This window comes from Nocardia bhagyanarayanae, from assembly GCF_006716565.1.
Lineage (GTDB): Bacteria > Actinomycetota > Actinomycetes > Mycobacteriales > Mycobacteriaceae > Nocardia > Nocardia bhagyanarayanae.
Genome location: NZ_VFPG01000002.1, coordinates 900,766 through 927,349, shown reverse-complemented (window position 1 = coordinate 927,349; position 26,584 = coordinate 900,766). Strand labels below are relative to the sequence as shown.

Below are 26,584 nucleotides of genomic sequence, written 5' to 3'. Positions count from 1 at the left end.
GTCGCGCCTGCGCCACAACCGCGGTAAGCGGCATTAGCGCAACGCGGTCGCGGTCTGCGACACGGAGCGCTGCGCTGTGGTGGTCAGCAGGATTCGGCACGGCATCGAGGATAGGCATTCCGAAGCCGGATAGCAACCTTTTCGTGCCTGCGTTTCCGCTACTCGCGGGTACCATCACCGCAGCTCACACCGCACGCGGCGCGGGTACCTTTGTGGCATGGGTCTCGTCGCCATGACCATCCCGGGTCTCGCCGTCCTGCTCGTCGCGCTCGCCTTCATCGAAGTCCTCTGGAATCGCCTCACCGGCAGCCGCCTGCTCCCCTGGACCAAACGCCGCACCGGCCACCCCCTCGCCGCCACCGGCTTCGAAGAGGTGACCGCGTTCTTCCAAGGTTCCAAGCATTACGAGTTCGAACAGCGCCAGACCACCCTCATGCACCGCGAGACCAAGTCCGACGGCGCGCCGCCCCGCGACGAGGTGGACCTGAGCACCGGCGCGGCGCGATTGGTCCGCCGGGCACCGTAGCGCTGACCCGCCGGCTTCCTCGACGCGGCCGATTCCGCTCCGCGGCAACGGTTTTCAGCCCCGCTGTCGCTCGCCGCAGAGATGCCCGGAATCTCACAGCACCACAGCACGACGCCGTATCGAGCGGCCGTGGATGGTGGGGATCCGCCGCCGCCCGTGCACGCCCCTCAGCTCGCCGCGACGGGGATCGCGACCGGCGCCGGATTCGACGCGGCGGCGCGGTCCAAGCCCCTGCGGTCGTAGAGGTGGGTGGCGAGGGCGCCGAAGACCAGGCCGATGGCCAAGCCGAGGAGGGTCATCCAAATGCCTTGGCCGAGACCGGCTTCGGCGTGCGCGTCGAAGAAGAGGATGGCGCGCACGGCCAGGTAGATCTGGTGCATGGGTTCGAAGGCGGCCAGATCCGAGATGTAGGACGGCGTGGCCTCCAGCGGGACGGTGGCGGCCGAGGAGGGCAGTCCGAGCACCACGAACAGGATCAGGTTCACCAGCAGTCCCGCGGTACCGAAGGCCGCGAGCACCGCGAGCGCGGTGACGCCGACGGCGATGATCGCCAAGGTGCCGTACAGCCAGAGCAACGGTCCGTTGCCGAGCGGTACGCCCAATACCGTCGCGACGCCGAGGAATACCGCGGACAGGATGGGCGCCGCGGTGGCGATGACGCCCCACTTGATCAGCAAGGTTCGCAGCCGCGAGACGCCGGTGGCGGGCGGATGCACGAACCAAGGACCGAACTCGGTCGGCGTGAAGCCGAGCACCGAATCGATGAGCGTGTGGATGATCATGGCGCCGGTGAATCCGGCGAGGAGCAGGATCAGCGTGTAGAAGAAGGCGACCAGACCCTGCCCGGCGCCATCGTCTATGGGCCGGTAGGGAGCCGTGACGACCTGCACCGGATCGGTGAGCGAAAGCCTTGCCGCGCCGCTCATCTCGACCGGAGTGCCGTTAGCGAGCGCGGCGTTCACCTGGTCGGTGAGGTTCTTGCCGACGGTCTCGTTCACCTGCGTCAGCGCGCGGTCGGCGATGCGCTGCATGATGCCGGTCGTATACGGCCCGACACGGGGATTCGTCTGCACGGTGATGACCGGTCGCTCGATCTCGCCAGGCACCACCGCGCCCGCGCCGAGAATCGCCAGCCGCTTGGTGAAGTCCGAAGGGATGACGATGGCGCCGTACACCTCGGCGTTCTGCAACTGGTTGCGCGCCTCGGCGATGCCGACGACTCGCAGATCCACTGTCTCCGAAGGCATTCCGGCCACCAGCCCGTCGGTGACCTGGGCGCCGAAGTTCGCGGGCTTGCCGTCGATCGTGTCGCCGACGTCCTGATTCACCAGCGCGACCGGAAAGTCGTGCAGGTTCTTCTCGGTATTGCTGGCGTAGCCGAGGTACATGGTGGCGAGCAGCGCCGCGAACACCATCAACACGGCGATCGGGGCGGTGAAGGTCCGAACCGTCATACCGAAAAATGTAGGCAGTGCCTACAAAGTAGTCAATGACTACATCTTGTTATCCTGCATACACCATGCCGATCACCCGAGCCCGCGCCTATCACCACGGCGACCTGCGCGCCGAGCTGCTCCAGCGCGCCGAGGCGACGTTGCGGGAATCCGGCGTCGACGGCCTGTCCCTGCGGCAGCTGGCCCGTGATGTCGGCGTCAGCCACGCCGCGCCGACCCGGCATTTCAAGGACAAGCAGGCCTTGCTGGACGCCCTCGCGGTGTCCGGGTTCCAGCAGCTGGGCGCCGCGCTCGAGCAGACCGTGGCGAGCGACTCGTTCGGCGGACGCATCCGCGAGATGGCGCGCACCTACCTGCGCTTCGCGACGGAGAACTCGGCGCTGCTCGCGCTGATGTTCGCGCGCAGGCACAGCCCGGCCGCGGGCGATGCCATGTCCGAGGCGGTGGACCGCGCCTTCGCCGCGCCGGTCGCGCTCATCGCGGACGCGCAGGCGCGCGGCGAGGTCATCGCGGGCGAACCACGACGCATCGCCCTCTCCGCTGTCGCTGCGCTCCAGGGTCTTGCCACGTTCGTCGGCTCCGGTGTGATCGCGCGCGACGCCGCCGACGAGCTACTGGAAGAGATGACCATCCACATGATGGACGGCCTGCATCCACGCCGGTGAACGTGGCCGCCTCCTGGCGTAGGCAGCGCATCTGTGCCGCGTACGGGAGATGTGGAGGAGCGGAGGATCAGTGCGCGGCGGAATCCCAGCTGCGCCCGGTACCGACCGATACGTCCAGCGGCACCGACAGATCGATCGCCGTCGACATCTGTTCGCGCGCCAGCTGTTCCAGCGCTTCCCGCTCGCCCTCGGCGACCTCGAAGACGAGTTCGTCGTGGATCTGCAGCAGCATCCGCGAGCGCAGGCCCGCCTCGCGAATCGCCTTGTGCACGTTGATCATCGCCACCTTGATGATGTCGGCGGCGGTGCCCTGGATGGGCGCGTTGAGCGCCATCCGCTCGGCGGCCTCGCGGCGCTGCCGGTTGCTGGAGTCCAGGTCGGGCAGGTAGCGGCGGCGGCCGAAGAGCGTCTCGGTGTAGCCGACCTTGCGCGCCTGCTCGACCACCTCGTACAGGTAGTCGCGGATGCGGCCGAAGCGGGAGAAGTAGATGTCCATCTGCTCCTTCGCCTCGGTGGTGCTGATCTTCAGCTGCGCCGAGAGGCCGTAGGAGCTCAGGCCGTAGGCCAGGCCGTACGACATGGCCTTGATCCGCCTGCGCAGTTCCGGGCTCACCTCGGAGATCGGGATGTCGAAGGCCTTGGACGCGACGAAGCTGTGCAGGTCCTCGCCGGAGTTGAACGCCTCGATCAGGCCCTCGTCGCCGGACAGGTGCGCCATGATCCGCATCTCGATCTGGCTGTAGTCGGCGGTCATCAGCTCGGCATATCCGGCGCCGACCACGAACGTGTCGCGGATCATGCGTCCGGTATCGGTGCGGATGGGAATGTTCTGCAGGTTCGGCTCGGTCGAGGAGAGCCGTCCGGTGGCCGCGATCGTCTGGTTGAACGTGGTGTGGATGCGGCCGTCCTCGGCGACGGACTTCAGCAGGCCGTCCACCGTCACCTTGAGCCGGGTCGCGTCGCGGTGCGCGAGCAGGTGCTCGAGGAACGGATGCTGGGTCTTCTCGAACAGCGATTCCAGCGCGTCGGCGTCGGTGGTGTATCCGGTCTTGGTGCGCTTGGTCTTCGGCATGTCGAGCTCGTCGAACAACACCACCTGCAGCTGCTTGGGCGAACCGAGGTTGATCTGCTTGCCGATCACCCCGTAGGCCGCCTCGGCAGCCTCGCTCACCTTGTCGGCGAACTGGCGCTGCAGCGTCTCCAGCTGCGGGACGTCGACCGCGATGCCCGCGTCCTCGAGGGTGGACAGCACGCCGAGCAGCGGCAGTTCCATGTCGGTGAGCAGCGCCGTGGACTCGATCTGCTCGAGCTCCTCGTCGAGCGCGGCGGCCAGGTCGAGCACCGCGCGGGCGCGCAGCATCTCGGCCTGGGCCAGCTCCGCGTCGACGGTGTCCTCGTCGTCGAGCAGCGAGAGCTGGGGCGTCGCGTCGGTCTCGGCGCGCAGCTCGCGGCGCAGGTAGCGCAGCGAGAGATCGTCGAGGTTGAAACTGCGCTGGCCGGGCCGGACCAGATAGGCCGCGAGCGCGGTGTCGCTGGTCAGCCCCGCGATCCGCCAGCCACGGCCGCGCAGCGCGTGCCCGGCCGACTTGGCCTCGTGCAGCGCCTTGAACACCGCGGCATCGGCGAGCCAGGCACCGAGCGCCGCCTCGTCCTCCGGGGTGAGCACCGTGACGTCGATGTAGCCGCTCTCGCCGTCGGCGGCCGCGATCGCGATCGCCTTCACGTCGCCGTTGCCGGGCGCGCCCGTGCCGACTACCGAGACACCGTGCCGGACACCGGCTTTCGCGTGCGCGGCGAGCCATTCGGCGACCGCGCCGACGGCGAGCGAGCCACCGGAGATCTCGAAACCGGATTCGGCCTCCGGCTCCGGCGGGGCCAGGGTCTCGAACAGCCGGTCGCGCAGCACCCGGAATTCCAGATCGTCGAAGAGCTGGTGGATCTGCTCGCGATTCCACGGCGCCTGCGCCAGCTGATCGGGGGTGTAGGGCAGCGGCACGTCCTTGACCATCTCGGTGAGCTGCCGGTTGAGCACCACGCTGCTGAGGTTGGCGCGCAGCGCGTCGCCGACCTTGCCCTTCACCTGATCCACCTTCTCCACCAGGGTAGCCAGGTCGCCGTACTCGCGGATCCACTTGGCCGCGGTCTTCTCGCCCACGCCGGGAATACCGGGCAGGTTGTCGCTCGGGTCGCCGCGCAGCGCCGCGTAGTCCGGGTACTGGTTCGGGGTGAGGCCGTATTTGGCCATCACCTCGTCCGGGGTGAACCTGGTCAGATCGCTGACGCCCTTGCGCGGGTACAGCACCGTGACCTCGTCGTCGACCAGCTGGATCGAGTCGCGGTCGCCGGTGACGATGAGGATACGGAAGCCCTCGGCCCGCGCCTGCGTGGTGATGGTCGCGATCACGTCGTCGGCCTCGAAACCGTCGATCGCCATCACCGGTATGCCGAGCGCGCCGAGCACGTCCTTGGTGAGCTCCACCTGGCCGCGGAACTCGTCCGGCGTCTGGCTCCGGTTGGCCTTGTACTCCGGATACGCCTCGGTGCGGAAGGTCTTGCGCGACACGTCGAAGGCGGCCGCGATGTGGGTCGGCTTCTCGTCGCGCAGCAGGTTGATGAGCATGGCCGTGAACCCGTACACCGCGTTCGTGGTCTGTCCGGTGACCGTCTTGAAGTTCTCCGCGGGTAGCGCGAAGAACGCGCGGTAGGCGAGCGAATGCCCGTCCAGCAACAGCAGTGTCGGCCGATCGCCGGAAGCGGCGGCGGTCGCGGAAGCGGGACGCGAGGCAGTCGAGGGTGAGCTCACGCCCCAGAGTCTAGGGACCGGCACCGACAAGCCGATACGCCGACACCGGCACACGCGCCGAACCGGCTCGGGGCGCCGGGTCTACTCGACGTTCTCCTGCTCGGCGTACCAGGTGTTGCACTCCCAGGTGTCGCCCTTGTCGGAGCCCCACTTCCACCAGCCCCACACGTTGTGGTCGGCGCCGTGCAGGCGGGGTGCGCCGGGCCGGTCGGCCACGGCGCGCGCCCGGTCGGCGGCCTCGTCCCAGGTCCGCTGATCGATGTCGCCGCGGCCGTGATTGATGCCGAAGAACATGCCCGCGAAACAACCGGCTTGCAGCTCGAGCCGTCTGCTCTGCTCCTGGCCCGCCGCGGTCTGCCAGCCCACCTCGGTGCGCCGCTCGGTGTAGGCGCGCAGCACTCCGACCACGTGCTGGATGTGGTGGCCGTATTCGTGGGCGAGCAGCGCCAGCTGCCCGCCGCGGCGCGAATCGGCGGTGACCTCCCGCGCGGCGGCGTACGGGATGACGATCGTCTCGTCCGACTCGCAGTACGACGCGGGCCGTCCGTCCTGCGGGCAGGCGCTGCGCACCGCGTCGACCGTGGCGGGCGCGTCCAACCGAGGCGGCCGGAACGGCAGTCCGGCGCCGCGCAGCGTCGGTTCCCACGCCGCGTTGAGACAGCCGAGCGCGGCGCGGTAGAACACCCGCGCGGCCTCGGGTTCGTCGCGCCATTCGGGCAACTCGCAGTCGACCCGGCCCAATCCGATGTGCTGGGCGAACAGCGGATGGTCCCGCAGCGCGTACACCGGGCGGGCCGACGAGGCGTGCGGCGATCCGGCCAGCGGAAGCCCGGCCAGCGGCGCGGGCGCGATCGGCGGGGCGGCGTCGCGCACGGGATCGGTCGCCTCGCCGACCGATCCGGCGAAACCGGGTCCGGTCGCGGCCGTGAGTCCTCCGGTCCGCAGGGTGCCCGCGTCCGCGGGCGGCCCGCTCAGCGCGGCTATGCTCGCCGCGGCCCCCAGCGCCACCGCACCGCAGAGCAGCGCGATGAGGATTCGTCTTCGGATGCGGGTTGCCAACAGCCGGTTCATCGTCCCCCCTGACCGTGCTTCGTCAACGCACCTTCATGGAACCCGACGCGGCGGCCGCCCGCAACTCGGTCGTTCGCAGCGAAAACCTCACAGCGCGGCGACCAACTCCCGGAGCACCGGCAGGCTCACCGTGCCCGAGCCGAGCACGACATCGTGGAAAGCCTTGATGTCGAAGTGCTCCCCCAGCCGCTCGGCGGCCAGCGCCCGCTGCTTGCGAATCTCCAGCTGCCCCACCTTGTAGGACACCGCCTGCCCCGGAATCGCGATGTAGCGGTCGATCTCGACGGTGATCTCGGTCAGCCCCACCGGCGCGTTGGCCACCATGAAGTCGATGGCCTGCTGCCTGCTCCAGCCCTTCGCGTGGATGCCGGTGTCCACCACCAGGCGGCAGGAACGCCAGGAATCGCCCGCGAGCATGCCGAGCCGGTCGAGATCGTCGGAGTACAAACCCATTTCGTCGGCCAGCCGCTCGGTGTAGAGCGCCCAGCCCTCCACGAAGGCGGTGTTGGCGAAGGACTGGCGCTGGAAGCGCGGCAGGTGCTCGAGCTCGTTGGCGATGGTGAGTTGCAGGTGATGGCCGGGGATCGCCTCGTGGAACGCCACGGCCGCGGTCTCGAACCGGCCGCGGTCCTGCGGCTCGTGCTGATTCACGAAATACGTTCCCGGACGCGAGCCGTCGGCGGCGGGCGGGAAATAGTAGGCCGTCGGGGCGTCGGCGGCCAGGAAGTCCGGCACCGGCACGATGTCGCAGGATTCCCGGGGCAGCCTGCCGAACCAGTTGCCCATCTCGGCGGTCGCGGCGTTCAGGCAGCGGTAGGCGTCGGTCATGATCTGCGCGCCGTCGGCGTAGCGCAGGCCGGGATCGTCGCGCAGCCTGCCGAAGATCTCCGCGAGGTCGGAGGTGCCGAACAACCGCGCGCCGATCTTCGCGTATTCCTCACGCAGCAAAGCCAATTCGGAGAGACCCAGCTCGTGGATCTCCTCGGCGCCGAGATCGGGCAGCGTCGTGTGGTGGCGCAGCAGGCTGCGGTAGATCTCGGCGCCGTCGTCGCCGAGCCAGCACAGACCGCTGCGCTCGTCGGGCCTGCCCGCGGGCAGCAGTTCGTCGGCGAGCGCGGCCCGGTACCGCTGGAAGGCGGGCCGGATCACGTCCGCCGCGACCCGCGCGAGTTCGGCGCGCCACTCGGCCTCGCCGTCCCAGTCCCGCGGTCCGGCGAAGGTGACGAACGGATCGGTCGACGGATCCGAGGCCAGATAGCCGTCGAGCTGGTTGAGCGAACGCTCGATGGTGATCCGAGCCGGGGCCCGGCCCGCGGCCAGGCCGTCGCGGAAACGGTCCACCGCCGTGCCGAGCATGTCGCCGAGCTGCTCGTGCCGCCGCACCAGTGCCCACGCGTGCTCCGGCTGCGGCGCATTGATCTGCGGCGCCACCGTGAGCAGCGCCGCGTGGACGCCGTCCATCTGGTCGGACGCCATCTCCACCGGCCGCCAGGCCAAATGCTCCACCGCCGTAGCCAATTCCGCGCGCAGCAGGGCGTGGGTCACCCGATCCGCGGGCGAGAGCCTGGCCGGGTCGAGCGCGTCGACCCGGCCGAGCAGATCGCGCGAGGACTCCAGCCGACGCTGTTCGGCGTCGAGCGAGAGATCCTCGATGCGATCGTCGAAGCGGTGATCGCCGAGCAGGGTCGCCAGGCTCGGCGCCGCCGCCAACGTCTCGTCCCAGTACCGGTCAGCCAGTTCGAGCAGCTCCTCGTCCATGCAGTAATGATGGCCGCGCCTGCGGCGCGGCGTGTTCGCGGCCCCTTATGTCTCGCTAACGGGCTCGTAAAGACTCGCCCGGAGGTGTTGCGAAGGCATGGATGGTGCGTCCTAGCCGGACGCAAGCCGTCCACAGCCCGCGCACGGCGGGACCCCTTATCCGACACCGAGGTAGGCCGACTTCACCGCAGGATCGGTGAGCAGCTGGCTGCCGCTTCCGGTCTTGGTGACGCCGCCGGTCTCCAGGATGTAGGCGCGGTCGCTGCGGGCCAGCGCCTGCTGGGCGTTCTGCTCGACGAGCAGCACCGTGGTGCCCTGCCGGTTGATCTCCCCGATGATGCGGAAGATCTGCTGAATCACCATGGGCGCCAAGCCCATCGACGGCTCGTCGAGCAGCAGCAGGCGCGGGCGCGCCATCAGCGAGCGGCCGATGGCGAGCATCTGCTGCTCGCCGCCGGACAGGGTGCCGCCGACCTGTTTGCGCCGTTCCAACAGCCGGGGGAACAGCTCGAACACCCAGTCCAGCGTTCGCTGGTACTCGGCCTTCTGCGCGAAAGTCCGCCCGTAGCAGCCCATGTCGAGGTTTTCCTGCACCGTCATGCCGGGGAACACGCCCCGGCCTTCCGGTGCCTGGATCAACCCGCCGATCACCCGTTCGTGCGCCTTCATCGTGGTGATGTCGCGGCCCTCGAACTTGATCCGCCCGCGCGCCAAGGGCAGCAGTCCGGACAGCGCGCGCATGGTGGTGGTCTTGCCCGCGCCGTTCGCGCCGAGCAGGGTGACCAGCTCGCCCTCCGCGACGCGCAGCGAAACACCGTGCAGGGCCTGGATTCTGCCGTAGTTGACGACCATGTCGTCGACCTCGAGCAGCGCGGGCGCGTCGCTGAAGTCGCGCGGCGCGGCGGACTTCGTCGCCGGCTCCTTCCGAACGCTCACCTGGGCGCCACCGGCTGGAGGGGTTGGCGGCTCCCCTGCCGATTCCCCTGCGCCGGAGCCGGTTTCGCCGCCCTCGGCGGACGGTGCGTCCGCGCCCGATTCCGCCTCGGACGAAGGCGGGCCGGTTTCGCCCGGTGCGGTGGAACCAGATTCGACCTCCGAGTCCGGCACACCGAGGTAGGCCGCGATGACCGCCGCATCCTCACGGATCTCGCCGGGCAGCCCGTCGGCGATCTTACGGCCGAACTCCAGCACCACGATGCGGTCGGTGACGCCCATGACCAGCCGCATGTCGTGCTCGATCAACAGCACGGTGAACCCGTCGTCGCGGATCTTGCGGATCAGGTCCATCAGCGCCGACTTCTCGCTGGGATTGAACCCGGCGGCGGGCTCGTCCAGGCACAGCAGTTTCGGCTCGGTGGCCAGTGCGCGCGCGATCTCCAGGCGACGCTGATCGCCGTAGGAGAGGTTGCGCGCCTTCTCCACCGCGCGCGGCGCGATGCCGACGAATTCGAGCAGCGCCATTCCGCGTTCGATGGCGTCGCGCTCCTCGCGCCGGTGCCGCGGACTGCGGAAGACCGCGCCCGGCACCGAGGTCCTGTGCCTGGCGTCGGTGCCGACCACCACATTCTCCAGCGCGGTCATCTCGCCGAAGAGCCGCACGTTCTGGAAGGTGCGTGCGATGCCGAGCCGGGTGATGGCGTTGCGCTTGGTCTTCGTCAGCGGCTTGCCGTCGAAATACACCAGCCCGGAGGCGGGCTTGTACACGCCGGTGATCGCGTTGAAGCAGGTGGTCTTGCCCGCGCCGTTGGGGCCGATGAGCCCGAGGATCTCGCCGCGGCGGATCTCGAAACTCACGTTGTCCAACGCGGTGAGACCGCCGAACTTGACGGTCAGTCCCTCCGTCTTCAGCAGCGGAGCGCCGACCTCGGTCTCGATCTCGCGGTGGGGCGCGACGACCTCGGCGACGGTCTCCTTGTCGGCGAGCTCCGGAATCACCGCTGTGACGTCGACCTCGCCCGCGCTCTTCTCCACCTCCGGCGGCGCGGCGTAGCCCGCGGCCATGTCCTCGTTGTCGAACAGCGCGTCGCCCGCGCCCGGCCCGGTCATTTCGCCGCTCCGATCGGCTCGCCCACCGTGGGTTTGCGCACGGCCTGGTACACCTGCCTGCCATAGGTGAGCAGCTTCTGCCGCACCGGGAACAGACCCTGCGGCCGCAGAATCATCATCACCACCAACGCGATTCCGAAATACAGATACTTGAGGTCGCCGAGCGACTGGGCGCCGCCCTTGCGGAACAGCAGCACGCTGCCGAGCAGCAGCGCCGCCATGATGCCGGTGAACACCATGCCGGTGATCAACCCGCGACGCGGCCAGATGCCGAATTCGCGGCCCTTGTACCGCCAGAGCACCAGCAGGCCGACGAACAGCGCCACGTCGACGATCAGCAGCACGTAACCGGTCGACTCGTTGTCCACCAGCTGCACCGAGGTCAACCGCTTGGGCAGGTAGGCGATGATGAACGCGCCGAAGATGACCCCGAGCTTGTTGCCTTGGCCGCCGATCACCACCGCGCAGAGGAACAGCATCGAGTTGATGATGTTGAACCCGGTCGGGTTGATGAACTGCACCTGGCCCGCGTACATCGCGCCGGACAGACCGCCCACCGCGGCGCCGATCATGAACGCCCACAGCTTGAACTTGAAGGTCGGCACGCCCATGATCTCCGCGGCGTCCTCGTCCTCGCGGATGGCGACCCAGGCGCGGCCGACCCGGCTGCGTTCCAGGTTGCCGACTATCAGCAGCACGATGATCACCAGCACCATGCCGAGCCAGAACCAGTAGGTGCCGTAGCTGGCCCGGTCGAGCAGGTTGGCGCTGTCCGGATCGCCGGTGTTGCCCGCGGAGAACACGCCGTTCGGCTTCTCCGCCGACTCGCCCACGTGCGGGTACGCCACCCCCGAGAGCCCGAGGCTGCCGTTGGTCAGCTCGTGCAGGTTGTCGGCGAGCAGTCGCACGATCTCACCGAAACCGAGCGTGACGATCGCCAGGTAGTCACCGCGCAGCCGCAGTGTCGGCGAGCCGAGGATCAAACCCGAGATCGCGGTCACCGCGACCGCGATCGGCAGACACGCCAGCCACGCCCACTCCGGGTCGAGCCAGCCGCCGTCGGTCTGGTTCCACGGGCTGTTCGGGCTGGTGAGCAGGCCCACCGTGTAGGCGCCGATGGCGTAGAAGCCGACGTAGCCGAGGTCGAGCAGACCCGCCTGTCCGACAACGACATTCAGGCCGATGGCGATCAGCGCGAACATCGCGAACTCGGCCATGACGAGGCCGAAGTTGTAGGCGGGGGTGTCCAGGATCGGGGGCGGGAAGAGCGGAAGCAGCGCGAGCGCGGCGATCGCGGGCACGCCGACGGCCCACTGGGCGGGCCGGGACAGTCCTTCCCACCAGGTGCGCAGCGCGTCGCCGACGCCCTGCCGCGGCGCGGTCTTGGTCGAGTCGGTCATGCGCGGGCCCTCCCGAGACTTTCACCGAGGATGCCGGTCGGGCGAACCATCAGCACCACGACCAGCACGACGAAGGCGACCACGTCGCGCCATTCGCTACCGAACAGGATCTGTCCGTACTGCTCCACGACCCCGAGGATCAGGCCACCGAGCAGCGCGCCGCGCAGATTGCCGATGCCGCCGAGCACCGCGGCGCTGAACGCTTTGATTCCGAGGATGAAACCACCCGAGTAGATGATCGCGGGCGGGATCTTGATCGCGTACAGCGTCGCCGCCGCGCCCGCGAGCACACCGCCGATGAGGAAGGTCAGCATGATGACCCGCTCCCGTGAGACGCCCATCAGCGTCGCGGTGTCCGGGTCCTGCGCCACGGCGCGGATGCCGCGGCCGAATTTCGTTCTGTTGATGAGCATTTCGGTGGCGATCGCGAGCACCACCGCGGCGACCACGATGAGGATCGCGATATTCGTGACGTCGGCCCCGCCGAAGCTGAACTGCGTTGTCGCCTCGACGAGCTGGATCGGCTGCTGGGCGTTCGTGCCGCCGAGATCGGGATTGATCTTCGGCAGGATGAAGTGCACGAACTCCTGGATCACGAACGACATGCCGATCGCGGTGATCAGGAAGGCCAGCGGTTTGGCCCCGCGTTTACGCAGCGGGCGATAGGCCACCCGCTCCAGTCCGACCGCCGCGCCGCCGGAGACGAGCATGCCGACGATCATCGCCAAACCGATGTACACGACCGTCAGCAGCACGCCCTGGTTGTAGACATCGGGGCTGGCGGCGAAACCGAACAGCATCAGTCCGATCAACTGACCGAACATGCCCAACATGAATATTTCCGAATGGGCGAAATTGATGAGCCGAAGTACGCCGTAGACCAGGGTATAGCCCACCGCTACCAAGGCGTAGATGGAACCGTAGGTAACTCCGTCGACGGTCAGTCGCCAGAATTGATCGACCACTGCCTGATAGTCGAAGTCGATCGAGCCGTCGGCGAGGTGTGCCACGCCGGCCAGTGCTGATGCTGTCATTCGAAAAACGCCCTCACCAATGCCCCTCATGAAACAGCACGTACGGGGGCGTTACGGGCACCCCCGTACGTGCTGGGTTAGCGGTACTTACTTGACCTCGTAGATCCAGATCTGCGCGTTGGCCAATTCGCCGTTCGGGCTCCACTTGTAGTTACGGGCCAGACCCGGACCGTCGTAGGAGCGGACGAATTCGAGCAGATCGGGGCGGGTGACCTTACCGCCGTCGATGCCCTTGGCCAGGATCGTGGTCAGGTCGTAGGCCTCCACCGAGTAGACGCCGGGCGCCTGCCCGTTGAGCGCCTCGTAGTCCTTGGCGAACTTCTCCGGAGCCGGGCCACAGGGGCAGGTGAGGTTCGCACCCTTGGCCGCGCTACCCGCCTGCGAGATGAACTGCGGGTCGTTGACACCGTCCGGGCCGACGAACACGGCCTTCACGCCACCGGACTTCAGCTGCTGCGCCAGCGGCGCGCCCTCGGCGTAGTAGCCGGAGAAGAAGACCGCGTCCGGCGCCGCCGCCGCGATCTTGGTGACGGTGGCCGAGAAGTCCTTGTCACCCTTCTTGATGCTGGCCGCGCACGCCGGATCGGCGGCGGCGCCCAGGCCCTCGGTCACGCTCTTGGCCAGGCCGACACCGTAATCGGTGTTGTCCTGCACCACGCACACCTTCTTGTAGTTCGCGGTGCTCACCAGGTACTTCGCCACCGAGGGGCCCTGCACGTCGTCATTGGCCAGGCCGCGGAAGAAGGTGGTCCAGCCGTTCTGGGTCAGCGTCGCGTTGGTCGCCGAGGAGGTCACCGCCACCAGGCCCGCGTCGCTCAGAATCTGGCCGGTCGCCTTGGTCTCGCCGGAGAACGCCGGACCGACCAGGCCGATGATCGACCGATCGTTGACGATCTGCGGGATCACCTGGGTCGCCTTCTGCGGATCGCCCTCGGTGTCGAACTGCTTCAGTTCGATCTTGCAGCCCGGATTCGCCTTGTTGTGCTGATCCAGCGCCAGCTTCACGCCGTTGACGATGTTGATGCCGAGCGCCGCGTCCGGGCCGGTGAGCGCGCCCGCCATGGCGACGGCGGTACCGGGAGCACAGGTGGCCTTGCCGTCACCCGCCGGATCGGCCGCCTTCGCGGGATCCGTCTTCGGCACTTCCTTGCCCGCGGTGTCCACCTGCATGACCGGCTGGATGGCCAGGCCTCCCGAACCGGTACCGGTCGCGTCCGAACCGCTGTCGGTGGATTTGTCGCTGCACCCGGTCAGTACGAGCGCCGCGGCCGCACCGATGACCAATACACCCCGCGTCGAACGACTGCGCCATGTCGAACTAAGCACGTCTCACCTCTACGTCCTGTGCTCCCCCGGCAACCCGAGGAGGCCGACCACGTCAGCCCGGTCAGAACATAGCGTCGGCACGTTAGATCCGCATCACATTCGCATCATGCGGACGACATCGTGTCGAATTCTTTTTGGCGATCGCGTTTCCGGCAAGTAAATCTTTCCAGCGCGCACCGTCCCGAGGGGTGGCGCATCACTTCGGCGCCAGGTTCTCCAGCACCACCTCGGCGACCGCCTTCATGGTAGTCCGGCGATCCATCGCGGTCCGCTGAATCCACTTGAAAGCCTGCGGCTCGGACAAACCCTGCGTCTGCATCAGCACGCCCTTGGCCCGCTCCACCAGCTTGCGGGTCTCCAGCCGATCGGCCAGATTCGCGACCTCGCCCTCCAGCGCGGTGATCTCGTGGAAACGGCTCGCCGCCAGCTCGATCGCGGGCACCAGATCCGACTTGGTGAACGGCTTCACCAGATAGGCCATCGCGCCCGCGTCCCGCGCCCGCTCCACTAGGTCCCGCTGACTGAACGCGGTCAGAATCACCACCGGCGCAACGCGTTTCGACGCGATCTCGGCGGCGGCATCGATACCGTCGCGGCGCGGCATCTTCACATCCATGATCACCAGATCGGGCCGGTGCTCGACCGCGAGATCCACCGCCTGCTGGCCGTCGCCCGCCTCGCCGACGACCTGGTAACCCTCTTCGGTCAGCATCTCGACCAGATCCATCCGAATGAGCGCCTCGTCTTCGGCGACGACGACCCGCTTCGCCCCGGCGTCCTTCTTCGCGCCGGCGCCCCCTGCAGTAGTGCTCATAGGTATGCCCCTCTGGTTCCGATGCCTGTCCCGACACGCGCGAATGGGCCGAAGCCACACCAACCTGGCCTCGCCCCACCCTGCACGCTATCGAGTGATGTAGAGAGTACCTTTCAGTTCGGCTCACAACGCATATACCCTGCGTAAAGAGGAAACTGTGCCGTACATGGCAACCCGTTTCCGGAAAGCGCCCCCGACCCGCTATAGTTCACACCCGGTGCGCCGGGTTGGCGGAACTGGCAGACGCGACGGTCTCAAAAACCGTTGTCCGAAAGGACGTGTGGGTTCGAGTCCCACACTCGGCACCAACTCTGGGGGAAGTGTGCTTGCTGCTTCGCAGCTGCGCCTGGTCGTTGGTGTTTGTGTTTATCTGGGGGTGCAACCCCCAGACCCCGCCCGGCGGGGCTTCGCCCCCCGGACCCCCCTTCCAGTGGCTGGCTTGGCTGCATTGCTCGCGCTGGTCCTTCGGCTGCGTTTCAGGACTGCATGGGGAGACTTCGCGGCGACGCAGTGGCGAATCGCTTGCCGACGGTTCTGTCCACGACCGGCACCGCCGCCGCTCGAAGAGTCACGGACCGATGGCCCTCCGCGGCTGATACCGCGCCTCTCGGCCATGGAGTAGTTCAGCGGTCGAACACCGGCACGACACGTAGGAGGTCGCAGGTTCGATCCCTGCCTCCATGGCTATTCTCCCTGCCTGCCGGATGACGGCTCGGCCTCCATTACCTCGTCGGCGGGGTCGGCGCAAACCTCCGCCACCGCGTGCGGCGAGCATCCGGATGAACCGAGGTGGCGGCTCGCACGTACCTCGTAGGGTGGGCGTCGAAGTGCGCGCCGGTGCGGAGGTTGCGGTATGCGGGTGAGCAGGATGACCGTGGATTTGTCCGGGTATCCGGATCTCGTCGTCGTGTACCTCGGGATGCGGGTGCGGCGGCCGCGGGGGATGGTGCGGCTGCTGGGGTTGGGGCCGAAGTTGTATCGGTCGCATCGGGACCGGCCGGACGGGCTGCTGCTGCACGAGGACGTCGTGTGGGGGTTGTTTCCGCCGCACTGGGGTGCGCGGCAGTACTGGCGCGATCTGGACAGCCTCGAGCGGTGGACGCGGTCCGAGCCGCACCGGGAATGGTGGGCACGATTCCTGAAGGACTCGGGCGGGACGGGGTTCTGGCACGAGGCCTACTTCGCGCGCGGCGGCATCGACGCGATGTACGACGACATGGCGCCCGCGACGGGGATGGCTCGGTTCGCCCCGGTGGTCGCCTCCCGCGGACCGATGTTCTCCACGCGCGGACGGGTGCACGGCGAAAAATCGAAAGTCGCGCCGGTGATCTCCGAAAGCTCTTATTACCGAAACGAATACGAGTGAGCGACCGCACAATGCCGCGACGGCGGGTCGATGATTGAAGCTCGAAGCGGCTGGGTAAGTTCAGCGATAAGCCCGGCGCTCGATCGTGACGTGCATCGAGAATCCGCCTGAATAACCGGGTGAGCTTTGTGTACGGCACGCTACGCCGAGATGAATATGTGTCTGCGCACGTGTGATTCGATCTTGCGCGCCTTCTGGTCCGAGACCAGCCGAATTACCGTATTCCCATGCACGTCCTGTTCGTCTGCAACGGCAATGTCTGCCGTTCGGTGATCGCCGAGCGGCTCACCCGCGCTCTCGCCGTCGAACACGACCTCGCCGGTCTCACCGCGGAAAGCGCGGGCACCCGCGCGCTGGTCGGATTCCCCATCGAACCGCTCACCGCACAAACCATTTCCGGTCTCGGCGCGGATCCGGAGGGCTTCCGCGCACGCAAACTGAAGCCGGAAATGATCGACCGCGCCGATCTCGTGCTCGCGATGACCGAACAAATCCGAGAACAAGCCTCCGACATGGCATTCGGCGCCGCCGCACGTACTTTCACGCTGCTGGAGGCGCACCGGATCGCCAAAGTCACCGGCGCGCGCACGGTCGCCGACCTGAACCTGGCCCGCAACGATCTGTCCTTGGTCGGCAGGGAGAACATCGCCGACCCGGTCGGCCTTTCCGAGGCCGCCTACTGCGAAGTCGGCGACCGCATCGCCGAAGCGCTGGTACCGCTGATGCTCGCGCTGGCGCCGCACGAACAAACCCGGCCCGAAGACGACGACCGCACGGGACTCGTACTGCAACCGGGCGCCGCGCCCGCACCGCTCTCGGCTTTCCTGGCGGCGCAGCGCATCCGGTGAGGCAGCGCATCGGTTCGTAGCGAATCCGACGCGGTAAGCCGGTCCGGTGACACATCCGAGGAACGTCACGAAATCGGCACGCGCCCGTGAATTCCCGCCCGGCTGTGTCCCGCGCACCCACCGAGGCATTACACTCCCGGCGGACAGCACCCGCCGTTGATGGTTCGACACACGACAGGAACCAAACATGCCGAAACGCATCTCGGATGTTTCGCTTCATGTTTATGTGACACCGGAAACCCTCGAACGGGTTGTCGAAACGGTGCGCGCGGTGGTGGACGACCACCTGCACGACCGCGACGTTTTCGCCTGGCGTTTCACATTGCCCGTCGACACCGACCATCCCGCCCACGTGCTGCTCGAAACCCAATGGCGCGGCGGCCATCCCGGCCGCGAACCGGAGGCGCGCCGCACCTACGAGATCGCGCTCAGCCTGGTCGGCGCACCGCGCGATCTGACCGCCCCGAGCCTGGCCGCGCTGGAACGGCGGCTGATGATCGAAACAGCCTGCGGCGTCGCCGATCCCGACGTGCCGCGCACGATAAGCACGCAGCGCAGGGACAGCTTCGATTTCGAGATCGAGCGGGAAATCCTCTAGAAAAGCCGGCGCCCAGGCCTTTTCGGCCTGGGCGCTCGATCACCGCCGGGACGGGAAGTGGCGGATCAGGCCCTCCTGCACCGTGGTGGCGAGAAGCTCACCGCTGCGCGAGTAGAACCGGCCGGTGGCCAGGCCCCGCGAGCCGGCCGCGACCGGCGACTCGGTGGAATACAGGGCCCAGTCGTCGAAGCGGAACGGACGGTGGAACCAGATGGAGTGGTTCACGGTGGCCGCGACGATCCGGTCCAGCCCCCAGGACAGGCCGTGCGTGGTGATGATCGAGTCGAGCACCGTGGTGTCGGACGAGTAGCCGAGCGTGGCGACGTGGATCAGCGGATCGTCGGGTAGCTTGCCGTCGGCGCGCATCCAGACGCGGTTGTGGTTGAGCCGCTCCCCCGTGCCCTTCAGGATCCAGGCCGGGTCGTTGGTGTAGCGCATGTCGATCGGGTGCGGCGCGTTGACGAACATCTCCAGCTTGTCCTCCAAGCCTTCGAAGCTCTCCTCGACGCGCGGCAGCTGCTCGGGATCCGGCACCTCGGGGTGGGGATGCGCGTGCTCGAGTCCCTTGCCCCAGTCCTGGAAGGCGGCCAGCATGACGAACAGTTCCTGATCGTCCTGCACCGCGGTGACCGTGCGATTGGCGAAGGAACGGCCGTCACGGTGCCGGTCGACCCGGTATTCGATCGGCTGCTTCGGATCGCCGCCCCGCACGAAGTGCGCGTTCACGGCATGCACCGGCCGGTCGCCCACGGTGCGACCGGCCGCCATGATCGCCTGCGCGACCAGCTGTCCGCCGAAGGTCCGGCTCCAGACCTTCTCCGGATGGTGACCGACGAAGACGTCGGTGTCCATCTGCTCGAGCTCGAGCAGACCGAGCAACACATCCAGATCGGACCGCGTCGCCGACCCTTGGGTGCCGACGGGATCGCTCAGCGAAGCACTCACTCTAATGGTCCTCCTCACCGATACGGTGCACGTGGATCAGGTTGGTGGAACCGACAGTACCGGGCGGGGAGCCCGCCACAATGACCACCAGATCACCTTTCTTGTATCGGTCCATCGACAGCAGCGCCTGGTCCACCTGATGGATCATGGCGTCGGTGGTCTTCACCGTCGGCACGATGAACGTCTCGGTGCCCCAGGTCAACGCGAGCTGGCTGCGCACCTCGGGCAGCGGGGTGAAGGCCAGCAGCGGCAGCGGGGTGTGCAGCCGGGCCAGGCGGCGCACGGTGTCGCCGGACTGGGTGAACGCCACCAGCGCCTTGGCGTTGAGCCGCTCGCCGATGTCGCGCGCCGCGTAGGAGATGACGCCGCGCTTGGTGCGCGGCACGTGGGTCAGCGGCGGCACCCGGGTGGAGGACTCCGCCTCGACCGCGTGCACGATCCGCGCCATGGTGCGCACCGTCTCGATCGGGTACGCGCCGACCGAGGTCTCACCGGACAGCATGACCGCGTCCGCGCCATCGAGCACCGCGTTGGCCACGTCCGAGGCCTCGGCGCGGGTCGGGCGCGAGTTCTCGATCATCGACTCCAGCATCTGGGTCGCGACGATGACCGGCTTGGCGTTCTCCCTGGCCATCTGAATGGCCTTTTTCTGCACGAGCGGGACCTGCTCCAGGGGCAGCTCGACGCCGAGGTCGCCGCGCGCGACCATGATCGCGTCGAAGGCCAGCACGATCGCCTCGAGGTTGTCGATCGCCTCGGGCTTCTCCAGCTTGCCGATCACCGGCACGCGCCTGCCCACCCGGTCCATCACGTCGTGCACCAGCTCGACGTCGGAGGGCGAGCGCACGAAGGAGAGCGCGATGAAGTCGACGCCCAGCTTCAGCGCGAACTCCAGGTCCTCGATGTCCTTCTCGGACAGCGCGGGCACCGAGACGTCCATGCCGGGCAGCGAGACGCCCTTGTTGTTGGAGACCGGCCCGCCCTCGGTCACGCGGCACACCACGTCGTTGCCGTCGACGGCGGTCACCGTCAGGCCGACCTTGCCGTCGTCGACGAGCAGGCGGTCGCCGGGCTTGGCGTCCTTGGCCAGCTCCTTGTAGGTGGTCGAGACGCGGCTGTGGCTACCGTCCACGTCGTCGACGGTGATGCGCACTTCCTCGCCGGTCGCCCACACCGTGCGGCCCTCGGTGAACCGGCCGAGCCGGATCTTGGGGCCCTGTAGATCGGCGAGGATGCCGACCGCTCTGCCGACGTGGTCCGAGGCCTGACGCACCTTCTTGTAGTTCTCGGCGTGGTCCGCGTGCTCGCCGTGGCTGAAGTTCAACCGCGCAACGTCCATCCCGCTCTCGACGAGTTCGCGGATACGGTCCTCGGTGGCAGTGGCCGGGCCGAGCGTGCACACAATCTTCGTCCGTCGCATCACGAGTAGAGCCTAGTCCTGCCGGGTGGGGTGGGCCCGTCGTGGCCTCGGTGAAGAATTGGTGAACTGGTCCTCACCTCGCCACGTGCCGGGAAAGGCGGGTCTCCAGGCGCGTCTGACCGAAGCCGAGGATCAGGCAGATGACCCAGTAGTACAGCGCGGCCACCCCGTAGAGGGCGAAGAAGTCGAAGGTCGGCGCGGCCGCCAGCTGGGCGGTGCGCAGCAGTTCGGTGACCAGGATGGTCGAGGCCAGTGAGGTGTCCTTGACCAGCGAGATGAGCGTGTTCGACAGCGGCGGCACCGCGATACGCGCGGCCTGCGGCAGGATGATCAGCCGCAGCATCATCGGATACGACATGCCGAGCGCCTGCGCCGCCTCCCACTGGCCGTGCGCGACCGACAGGATCGCGGCGCGCACCACCTCGGCCGCGTAACCGCCGACGTTCAGGCTGAACGCGATCACGGCCGCGGGGAACGGATCGATGACGATGTCGAACTGCGGCAGCGCGTAGAACACGATGAACAGCTGCACCAGCAGCGGCGTGCCACGGATGATCGAGATGTAGAAGCGCGCGGGCGCGGACAGCAGCCAGGTCGGCGACATCCGCGCCAGCGCGACGAACAGCGCGAGCACCAAACCGATCACGAAGCTGATCGCGGTGAGCGGAATGGTCTTGGTGACGGTGGCCTCGAGCATCGGCCACAGATTGCGCCAGATCAGCTCCCGGGTCGCGGCGTCCACTGACCGCTACTTGCTGACGTCGACGCCGAAGTACTTGTCCGAGATCTGCGCCAGCCTGCCTTCGGCGCGCAGTTCGTCCAGCGCGCGATTCACCTCGGCGATCAACGGGTCGCCCTTGCGGGCGGCGAAGCCCATCGTGCTGGTCTCGCCGGTCCGCGCGGCGATCTTCACCGACTTGTCGCCGGAGGTCTTGGTGTACTCGTTGAACACCAGGTTGTCGTTGACGGTGCAGTCGACGCGGCCGTTCTTCAGCAGCTGGATGGCCTGCACCCAGCCCTCGACGGCCTCCACCTTCGCGCCCGCGCCAGCGGCGACCGCACTCCAGTTGCTGGTGGCGGACTGGGCGGAGGTCTTGCCCGCGAGATCGGCGAGCGAGGTGATGGCGTTGTTGTCGGCGCGGGTGACGATCACGCCCTCGGAGGTCGTGTACGGCTGGGAGAGCTCGTACTTGTTCTTGCGCTCCTCGGTGATCGAGACCTGGTTGGCGACCAGATCGAAGCGCTTGGACTCCAGGCCCGCGAAGATCGCGTCCCACGGGGTCTGCACGAATTCGACCTTGCGGCCGAGCTTGTCGGCCACGGCGCGGACCACGTCGACGTCGTAGCCGGTGAGCGCGCCGTCGGAGCCCTGGTAGCTGAACGGCGAGTAGGTGCCCTCGGTGCCGACTTTCAGCACGTTCGGGTCGTCACCGCTGCCGCAGGCGGTGAGGCCCGTGGCGGCGACGATGGCGAGCATGGCGGCGGCGAACAGCTTGCGACGCACGAAATCCCTCTCTCCGGTGCGTGGACGGCCCCACACACGACACACAGATCCGGCCCAAGTTACGCCCGTCGCGGGCCGTTGCACAGTATTTCGATCACCCTGCGCGAAAGGTCGCGTCGCGGAAACACGAAGGGCGCCGCCATTTCGGCGACGCCCTTCGGATGGCGATCATTCCCGCAGGGGTCGCCCGTTGGCGTCGGGCACCTTGCCGGTGAGGATCATGATCGCGTCGATGAGCGACCAGATACCGCAACCACCGCAGGTGACGATCTGCAGGATGCCGATGGTGGTGTAACCAAGGTAGAAGCGACCGATACCGAGACTGCCGATCAGCAGCTGCAGGATGCCCGCGATCATCTTCTGCTTGTCGGAGAACGGCACGCCCATCATGTCACGGCCGTACGGGGCCTCCGGGTCGGCCGGGTTGTAGCCCTGCGGCAGGGGCTGGCCGTACGGCGCGGCAGGCGGGTAACCACCCGGCTGCTGGCCGCCGAACTGCTGCTGACCGTACGGGTCGGCGGGCTGCCCGTACTGCTGGCCCGAAGCGTCCTTGTTCAGGTCCGGTCCGGTACCGGGCGGGCCGTACTGCGGGCCGCCGAAGCCCTGGTTGTTCTGGTAAGGGTCGGTCACTCATGTCCTCCTCATCAAGTGGGCACCCACGCTGGCCCCCGATTCGACGATCGCCTCGACGGGCACACCCGCGACGATCACCGGTCATTCTTGCCGGAATCGACCGATTTTGTCGCATCGGCGCCCCACAGGGCACGAGGTCCGAGGAAGTGGATTCCTCGGACCCCGTGTGGTTATCGCGCCCTGTGGTGAATGTGTTGCCTACGCCGTCGGTTTCGACGGGCGAACTACTTGCCCGTGTCGGCGGTGGACTTCTCGCCCACTCCCTTCGCGTCCTCGGTGGACTCGTCCACGTCCGGGGAGACATCCGTATCCGCGGACGACTCCGCGACCGCGGAGGACTTCTCCGAAGTCGCCTCACCGGATGCACCAGACCGGTCCTCCGCCGAGTCCGAGTCCGATTCGCCCTCGGCGTCTTTCGCGGACTCCTTGGTCAGCGCTACGCCGCCCCCGGCCGTCGCCTCCGAAGCGCCCGCGGCGCGCAACGCGCCGATCTGCCACGGCCACGGCCGGTTCATCGCGCCGGGCTGCAATTGATCCGCGGTCTCGCGTCCCTTGGTCGCGAACACGAAATAGGCGATGGCCGCGAGGAAGACGAGCGCCGAGGTGAACGAGTTGACGCGGATGCCCGCGATCAAGGTGGCCTCGTCGTCGCGCATCAGCTCCACGAAGAACCGGCCGAAGCTGTATCCCGCGACGTAGAGCGCGAACAGACGCCCGTGGCCGATTCGCCAGCGCTTGTCGATCTGCACGAGCAGCACCACGATCAGCACGTTCCAGAGCAACTCGTAGAGGAACGTCGGGTGCACGATCTTCTCGACGACATCGTTGGAGACGCCGTTCATCGGGTCGGGATCGCCGTTGGCGTCGAACCTCGGGTAGATCTCCAGACCCCAGGGCACGGTGGTCTCGCGGCCGTAGAGCTCCTGGTTGAACCAGTTGCCGAGGCGGCCGATGGCCTGGGCGAGCAGGATCGGCGGCGCGATGGCGTCGCCGAAGGCGGGTAGCGGGATTCGGTACACCCGGCAGCCGATCCAGGCGCCGACGCCGCCGAGGAACACCGCGCCCCAGATGCCGAGGCCGCCCTGCCAGATATAGAGCGCCTCGATCGGGTTGCCGCCCGCGCCGAAGTACTTCTTCCAGTCCGTGGCCACGTGGTAGAGGCGCCCGCCGACCAAACCGAACGGCACCGCGAACATGGCGACGTCCAGCACCGTGCCCGGCTGACCGCCGCGCTCCTGCCAGCGCCGCTCGCCCCACCAGATGGCGACGACGATGCCGAGGATGATGCACAGGGCGTAGGCCCGTAACGGGATCGGCCCGAGTTGCCACACGCCCTGCGGGGGGCTGGGAATGTAGGCCAGCACATCGCTTCGTAAGGTCACGGTGGCCACCGTAGTCGAGGGCGCGCTCCGGCTCAGCTCCGGCCGTGCGCGACCTGCCGAGGAAGTACTACGAGGCGACGGTCGCCGAGCGCACGCCCTCGGCGAGTTCGCGCGTCAGCGCGCGCACCGCGTCCAGCCCATCGGCCGCCGCCGTGACCAGCGCCGAACCCACGATCACGCCGTCGGCGTAGCTCGCGATCTCGGCGGCCTGCGCGCCGTTGCGGACGCCGAGACCGACGCCGATCGGGATGTCGGAGTGGGCGCGCACCCGGGCGCACAGCGCGGGCGCCGCGGAGGACACCACGTCGCGCGCGCCGGTGACGCCCATGGTCGAGGACGCGTAGATGAAACCGCGGCTCGCCTCGAGCGTCTTCACCAGTCGCTCCTCGGTGGAGGACGGCGCGACGAGGAAGATGCGGTCCAGATCGTGCGCGGCGGAGGCGACGAACCAGTCGTCGGCCTCCTCCGGGATGAGGTTCGGGGTGATGAGGCCCGCGCCGCCCGCCGCGGCCAGATCGCGCGCGAAACGGTCGACGCCGTACTTGAGCACCGGGTTCCAGTAGGTCATCACCACGGCCTTGCCGCCCGCCTCGGCGATCGACTCGACCACCGTGAACACGTCGCGCACCCGCACCCCGCCGCGCAGCGCCTGCTCGGCGGCGGCCTGGATGGTCGGGCCGTCCATCACCGGGTCGGAGTAGGCGACGCCGACTTCGATGATGTCGCAACCGGATTCGACCATCGCGCGGCACACGTCGATGGAACCGGCCAGGTCCGGGTAGCCCGCGGGCAGGTAGCCGATGAGCGCGGCACGGTTCTCCGCGCGCGCCGCGGCGAAGGTGTTGGCGAGACGGGACTGCTGACTCACGACTCGGTCTCCTGCGGTGCGTCGAACAGCCCGAACCAGCGGGCCGCGGTGTCCATGTCCTTGTCGCCGCGGCCGGACAGGTTGACCAGGATGATCGCGCCGGGGCCGAGTTCCTTGCCGAGCTTCAGCGCGCCGGCGACGGCGTGCGCGGACTCGATCGCCGGGATGATGCCCTCGGCGCGGCTGAGCAGCAGCAGCGCGTCCATCGCCTCGGTGTCGGTGATGGGCTGGTACTCGGCGCGGCCGATGTCCTTGAGGTAGGCGTGCTCGGGGCCGACGCCCGGGTAGTCCAATCCCGCGGAGATGGAATGGGATTCGATGGTCTGGCCGTCCTCGTCCTGCAGCAGGTACGAGTAGGCGCCCTGGAACGCGCCCGGCGTTCCGCCGGTGAAGGTCGCGGCGTGCCTGCCGGTGTCGACGCCGTCGCCCGCCGCCTCGTAGCCGATCAGCCGGACGGCCGAATCGTCGAGGAAGGCGTGGAAGATGCCGATCGCGTTGGAGCCGCCGCCGACGCACGCGGTCACCGCGTCGGGCAGCCTGCCGGTCAGGTCCTGCACCTGCTGGCGCGCCTCGAGGCCGACGACGCGCTGGAGGTCGCGCACCATGAGCGGGAACGGGTGCGGGCCCGCGGCCGTGCCGAAGCAGTAGTAGGTCTGCTCGGCGTTGGTGACCCAGTCGCGCAGCGCCTCGTTGATGGCGTCCTTGAGCGTCTGCGAGCCGGTGGTCACCGAGATCACCTCGGCGCCGAGCAGCCGCATCCGCGCCACGTTCAGCGCTTGGCGCGCGGTGTCGACCGCGCCCATGTAGATGACGCAGTCCAGGCCGAGCAGCGCGCACGCGGTGGCGGTGGCGACGCCGTGCTGGCCCGCGCCGGTCTCCGCGATGACGCGGGTCTTGCCCATCCGCTTGGCCAGCAGCGCCTGGCCGAGCACGTTGTTGATCTTGTGCGAGCCGGTGTGGTTCAGATCCTCGCGCTTGAGCAGGATGCGCGCCCCGCCCGCGTGCTCGGCCAGCCGCTGGCACTCGAACACCGGCGAAGGACGGCCGGTGTAGTCGCGCTGCAGGCGGTCGAGCTCGTCGAGGAAGGTGTGGTCGGCGCGGCACTTCTCGTACTCTGCGGTGACCTCCTCGATCACCGCCATCAGCGCCTCGGGCACGTGCCTGCCGCCGTAGACGCCGAAGTGGCCGCCGAGATCCGGTTCGTGCGTGCTCGGGTGAGCGACGCCCGCGCTGGCCTGAGGTAGACCGTGCACCGCCATCACCGCCCCCGCCGGGCCGGCTTGGGGCAGGACGGGTGGGTGCCCGCGGTCACCAGCTCGGACACCGCCGCGCGCGGGTCGCCGCTGGTCACCAGACCCTCGCCGACGAGCACGGCGTCCGCGCCCGCGCCGGCGTAGGCCAGCAGGTCGGCGGTGCCGCGGATGCCGGACTCGGCGATCCGGATGACCTCGGTGGGCAGCCCGGGGGCGATGCGGGCGAACACGTCGCGATCCACCTCGAGCGTCTTGAGGTTGCGGGCGTTCACGCCGATCACCGACGCGCCCGCGACGAGCGCGCGGTCGGCCTCTTCCTCGGTGTGCACCTCGACCAGCGCGGTCATGCCGAGCGATTCGGTGCGATCGATGAGCGAGGAGAGCACGTCCTGCTCGAGCGCCGCGACGATCAGCAGGATGACGTCGGCGCCGTGCGCGCGTGCCTCGTGGATCTGGTAGGGACCGACCACGAAATCCTTGCGCAGGATCGGGATGTCCACGGTGGCGCGCACCGCGTCCAGGTCGTCGAGCGAGCCGCCGAAACGGCGTCCCTCGGTGAGCACGCTGATGATGCGGGCGCCGCCGTCCTCGTAGGCCTTGGCCAGGCTCGCGGGGTCCGGGATGTCGGCCAGCGGTCCCTTGGACGGGCTTGCCCGCTTGACCTCGGCGATGACGCCGATGCCGTCTTCAAGGAGTGCGGCGCGCGCGTCCAGCGGGGCGGGCGCGGCGGCGGCTGCGGCCTTGATGGCGGGGAAGTCCACGAGGGCTTCCCGAGCGGCCACATCCGCGCGGACCCCGTCGAGAATCGAGTCGAGTACCGTCATCTGGCTCGAATCCTTTCTGGGGAGACGGACTTGCTGCCTGAGAATC

At 68.2% G+C, this 26,584-nt stretch carries 23 protein-coding genes, 2 tRNA genes and 1 pseudogene; 7 read left to right on the top strand and 19 right to left on the bottom strand.

From position 1 onward, the window contains the following. The first annotated feature begins 217 nt into the window (after positions 1-217). Positions 218-526: a DUF6191 domain-containing protein gene (locus FB390_RS30950; protein ID WP_141812718.1), complete on the top strand. Its 309-nt coding sequence runs from the start codon at positions 218-220 to the stop codon at positions 524-526. A gap of 167 nt (positions 527-693) precedes the next feature. On the opposite strand, the gene FB390_RS30945 is transcribed toward FB390_RS30950, so the two are convergent. Next, entirely contained in the window at positions 694-1,980 is a 1,287-nt protein-coding gene (locus FB390_RS30945; RefSeq protein ID WP_141812717.1) for a YhgE/Pip domain-containing protein, read from the bottom strand. A 65-nt stretch (positions 1,981-2,045) separates the two neighbouring features. On the opposite strand from FB390_RS30945, the gene FB390_RS30940 reads away from it, so the two are divergent. Then, the gene (locus tag FB390_RS30940) at positions 2,046-2,645 is read left to right on the top strand and encodes a TetR/AcrR family transcriptional regulator (RefSeq protein ID WP_141812716.1); all 600 of its coding nucleotides are present in this window, start codon (positions 2,046-2,048) and stop codon (positions 2,643-2,645) included. Positions 2,646-2,712: 67 nt separating this feature from the next. Here the strand turns inward: FB390_RS30940 and polA are convergent, their stop codons facing one another. From polA to FB390_RS30900, 9 genes and pseudogenes are all read right to left on the bottom strand, one after another. Continuing rightward, entirely contained in the window at positions 2,713-5,448 is a 2,736-nt protein-coding gene (gene polA, locus FB390_RS30935) for a DNA polymerase I (protein WP_185757342.1), read from the bottom strand. An 81-nt stretch (positions 5,449-5,529) separates the two neighbouring features. Beyond that, entirely contained in the window at positions 5,530-6,519 is a 990-nt protein-coding gene (locus FB390_RS30930) for a neutral zinc metallopeptidase (RefSeq protein ID WP_141812714.1), read from the bottom strand. Between the two features lie 87 nt (positions 6,520-6,606). Further along, the gene (locus tag FB390_RS30925; RefSeq protein ID WP_141812713.1) at positions 6,607-8,277 is read right to left on the bottom strand and encodes a DUF885 domain-containing protein; all 1,671 of its coding nucleotides are present in this window, start codon (positions 8,275-8,277) and stop codon (positions 6,607-6,609) included. A 156-nt stretch (positions 8,278-8,433) separates the two neighbouring features. Beyond that, the gene (locus FB390_RS34535; RefSeq protein WP_246124597.1) at positions 8,434-9,129 is read right to left on the bottom strand and encodes an ABC transporter ATP-binding protein; all 696 of its coding nucleotides are present in this window, start codon (positions 9,127-9,129) and stop codon (positions 8,434-8,436) included. A gap of 237 nt (positions 9,130-9,366) precedes the next feature. After that, a pseudogene (locus FB390_RS34530) lies at positions 9,367-10,323 on the bottom strand (ABC transporter ATP-binding protein); the annotation flags it as partial. Then, on the bottom strand, positions 10,320-11,723 hold the full coding sequence (locus FB390_RS30915) for a branched-chain amino acid ABC transporter permease (protein ID WP_141812711.1): 1,404 nt from the start codon (positions 11,721-11,723) through the stop codon (positions 10,320-10,322). The pseudogene FB390_RS34530 and the gene FB390_RS30915, both read right to left, overlap by 4 nt. Next, positions 11,720-12,757 carry a branched-chain amino acid ABC transporter permease gene (locus FB390_RS30910; protein ID WP_141812710.1) on the bottom strand — a complete coding sequence of 346 codons (1,038 nt, stop codon included), beginning with the start codon at positions 12,755-12,757 and terminating at the stop codon, positions 11,720-11,722. The genes FB390_RS30915 and FB390_RS30910 overlap by 4 nt, the downstream gene beginning before the upstream one ends. Before the next feature lie 87 nt (positions 12,758-12,844). Beyond that, a complete protein-coding gene (locus FB390_RS30905; RefSeq protein ID WP_246124595.1) occupies positions 12,845-13,921 on the bottom strand; it encodes a branched-chain amino acid ABC transporter substrate-binding protein in 1,077 nt (358 codons plus the stop codon). Between the two features lie 358 nt (positions 13,922-14,279). After that, the gene (locus FB390_RS30900; RefSeq protein ID WP_141812709.1) at positions 14,280-14,897 is read right to left on the bottom strand and encodes an ANTAR domain-containing response regulator; all 618 of its coding nucleotides are present in this window, start codon (positions 14,895-14,897) and stop codon (positions 14,280-14,282) included. 221 nt (positions 14,898-15,118) lie between these two features. Here FB390_RS30900 and FB390_RS30895 point away from each other — a divergent pair. The 5 genes from FB390_RS30895 (at position 15,119) to FB390_RS30875 (ending at position 17,709) form a co-directional block, all read left to right on the top strand. Continuing rightward, positions 15,119-15,205: transfer RNA gene (locus FB390_RS30895), tRNA-Leu, on the top strand. A gap of 304 nt (positions 15,206-15,509) precedes the next feature. Continuing rightward, a tRNA-Val gene (locus tag FB390_RS30890) sits at positions 15,510-15,581 on the top strand. A gap of 169 nt (positions 15,582-15,750) precedes the next feature. Continuing rightward, entirely contained in the window at positions 15,751-16,263 is a 513-nt protein-coding gene (locus FB390_RS30885; RefSeq protein WP_141812708.1) for a monooxygenase family protein, read from the top strand. Positions 16,264-16,490: 227 nt separating this feature from the next. Beyond that, entirely contained in the window at positions 16,491-17,111 is a 621-nt protein-coding gene (locus FB390_RS30880; protein ID WP_141812707.1) for an arsenate reductase/protein-tyrosine-phosphatase family protein, read from the top strand. A 187-nt stretch (positions 17,112-17,298) separates the two neighbouring features. After that, positions 17,299-17,709: a hypothetical protein gene (locus FB390_RS30875; protein ID WP_141812706.1), complete on the top strand. Its 411-nt coding sequence runs from the start codon at positions 17,299-17,301 to the stop codon at positions 17,707-17,709. Positions 17,710-17,748: 39 nt separating this feature from the next. On the opposite strand, the gene FB390_RS30870 is transcribed toward FB390_RS30875, so the two are convergent. The 9 genes from FB390_RS30870 to trpC all read right to left on the bottom strand — a co-directional run bounded on the left by FB390_RS30870 (position 17,749) and on the right by trpC (position 26,538). Then, positions 17,749-18,561 carry an acyl-CoA thioesterase gene (locus FB390_RS30870; RefSeq protein ID WP_245910674.1) on the bottom strand — a complete coding sequence of 271 codons (813 nt, stop codon included), beginning with the start codon at positions 18,559-18,561 and terminating at the stop codon, positions 17,749-17,751. 94 nt (positions 18,562-18,655) lie between these two features. Then, positions 18,656-20,077 carry a pyruvate kinase gene (pyk, locus tag FB390_RS30865; protein ID WP_185757340.1) on the bottom strand — a complete coding sequence of 474 codons (1,422 nt, stop codon included), beginning with the start codon at positions 20,075-20,077 and terminating at the stop codon, positions 18,656-18,658. A 70-nt stretch (positions 20,078-20,147) separates the two neighbouring features. Continuing rightward, on the bottom strand, positions 20,148-20,816 hold the full coding sequence (locus FB390_RS30860) for an amino acid ABC transporter permease (protein WP_141812703.1): 669 nt from the start codon (positions 20,814-20,816) through the stop codon (positions 20,148-20,150). A 6-nt stretch (positions 20,817-20,822) separates the two neighbouring features. Then, positions 20,823-21,578: an amino acid ABC transporter substrate-binding protein gene (locus FB390_RS30855; protein ID WP_185757338.1), complete on the bottom strand. Its 756-nt coding sequence runs from the start codon at positions 21,576-21,578 to the stop codon at positions 20,823-20,825. A gap of 168 nt (positions 21,579-21,746) precedes the next feature. Continuing rightward, positions 21,747-22,208 carry a TM2 domain-containing protein gene (locus FB390_RS30850; RefSeq protein WP_141812702.1) on the bottom strand — a complete coding sequence of 154 codons (462 nt, stop codon included), beginning with the start codon at positions 22,206-22,208 and terminating at the stop codon, positions 21,747-21,749. A 227-nt stretch (positions 22,209-22,435) separates the two neighbouring features. Further along, the gene (gene lgt / locus FB390_RS30845) at positions 22,436-23,593 is read right to left on the bottom strand and encodes a prolipoprotein diacylglyceryl transferase (RefSeq protein ID WP_141812701.1); all 1,158 of its coding nucleotides are present in this window, start codon (positions 23,591-23,593) and stop codon (positions 22,436-22,438) included. A gap of 67 nt (positions 23,594-23,660) precedes the next feature. Next, a complete protein-coding gene (gene trpA / locus FB390_RS30840; RefSeq protein ID WP_141812700.1) occupies positions 23,661-24,461 on the bottom strand; it encodes a tryptophan synthase subunit alpha in 801 nt (266 codons plus the stop codon). After that, the gene (gene trpB / locus FB390_RS30835) at positions 24,458-25,720 is read right to left on the bottom strand and encodes a tryptophan synthase subunit beta (protein ID WP_141812699.1); all 1,263 of its coding nucleotides are present in this window, start codon (positions 25,718-25,720) and stop codon (positions 24,458-24,460) included. The genes trpA and trpB overlap by 4 nt, the downstream gene beginning before the upstream one ends. Next, a complete protein-coding gene (trpC, locus tag FB390_RS30830) occupies positions 25,720-26,538 on the bottom strand; it encodes an indole-3-glycerol phosphate synthase TrpC (RefSeq protein WP_141812698.1) in 819 nt (272 codons plus the stop codon). The genes trpB and trpC overlap by 1 nt, the downstream gene beginning before the upstream one ends. Between the last annotated feature and the right edge of the window lie 46 nt (positions 26,539-26,584).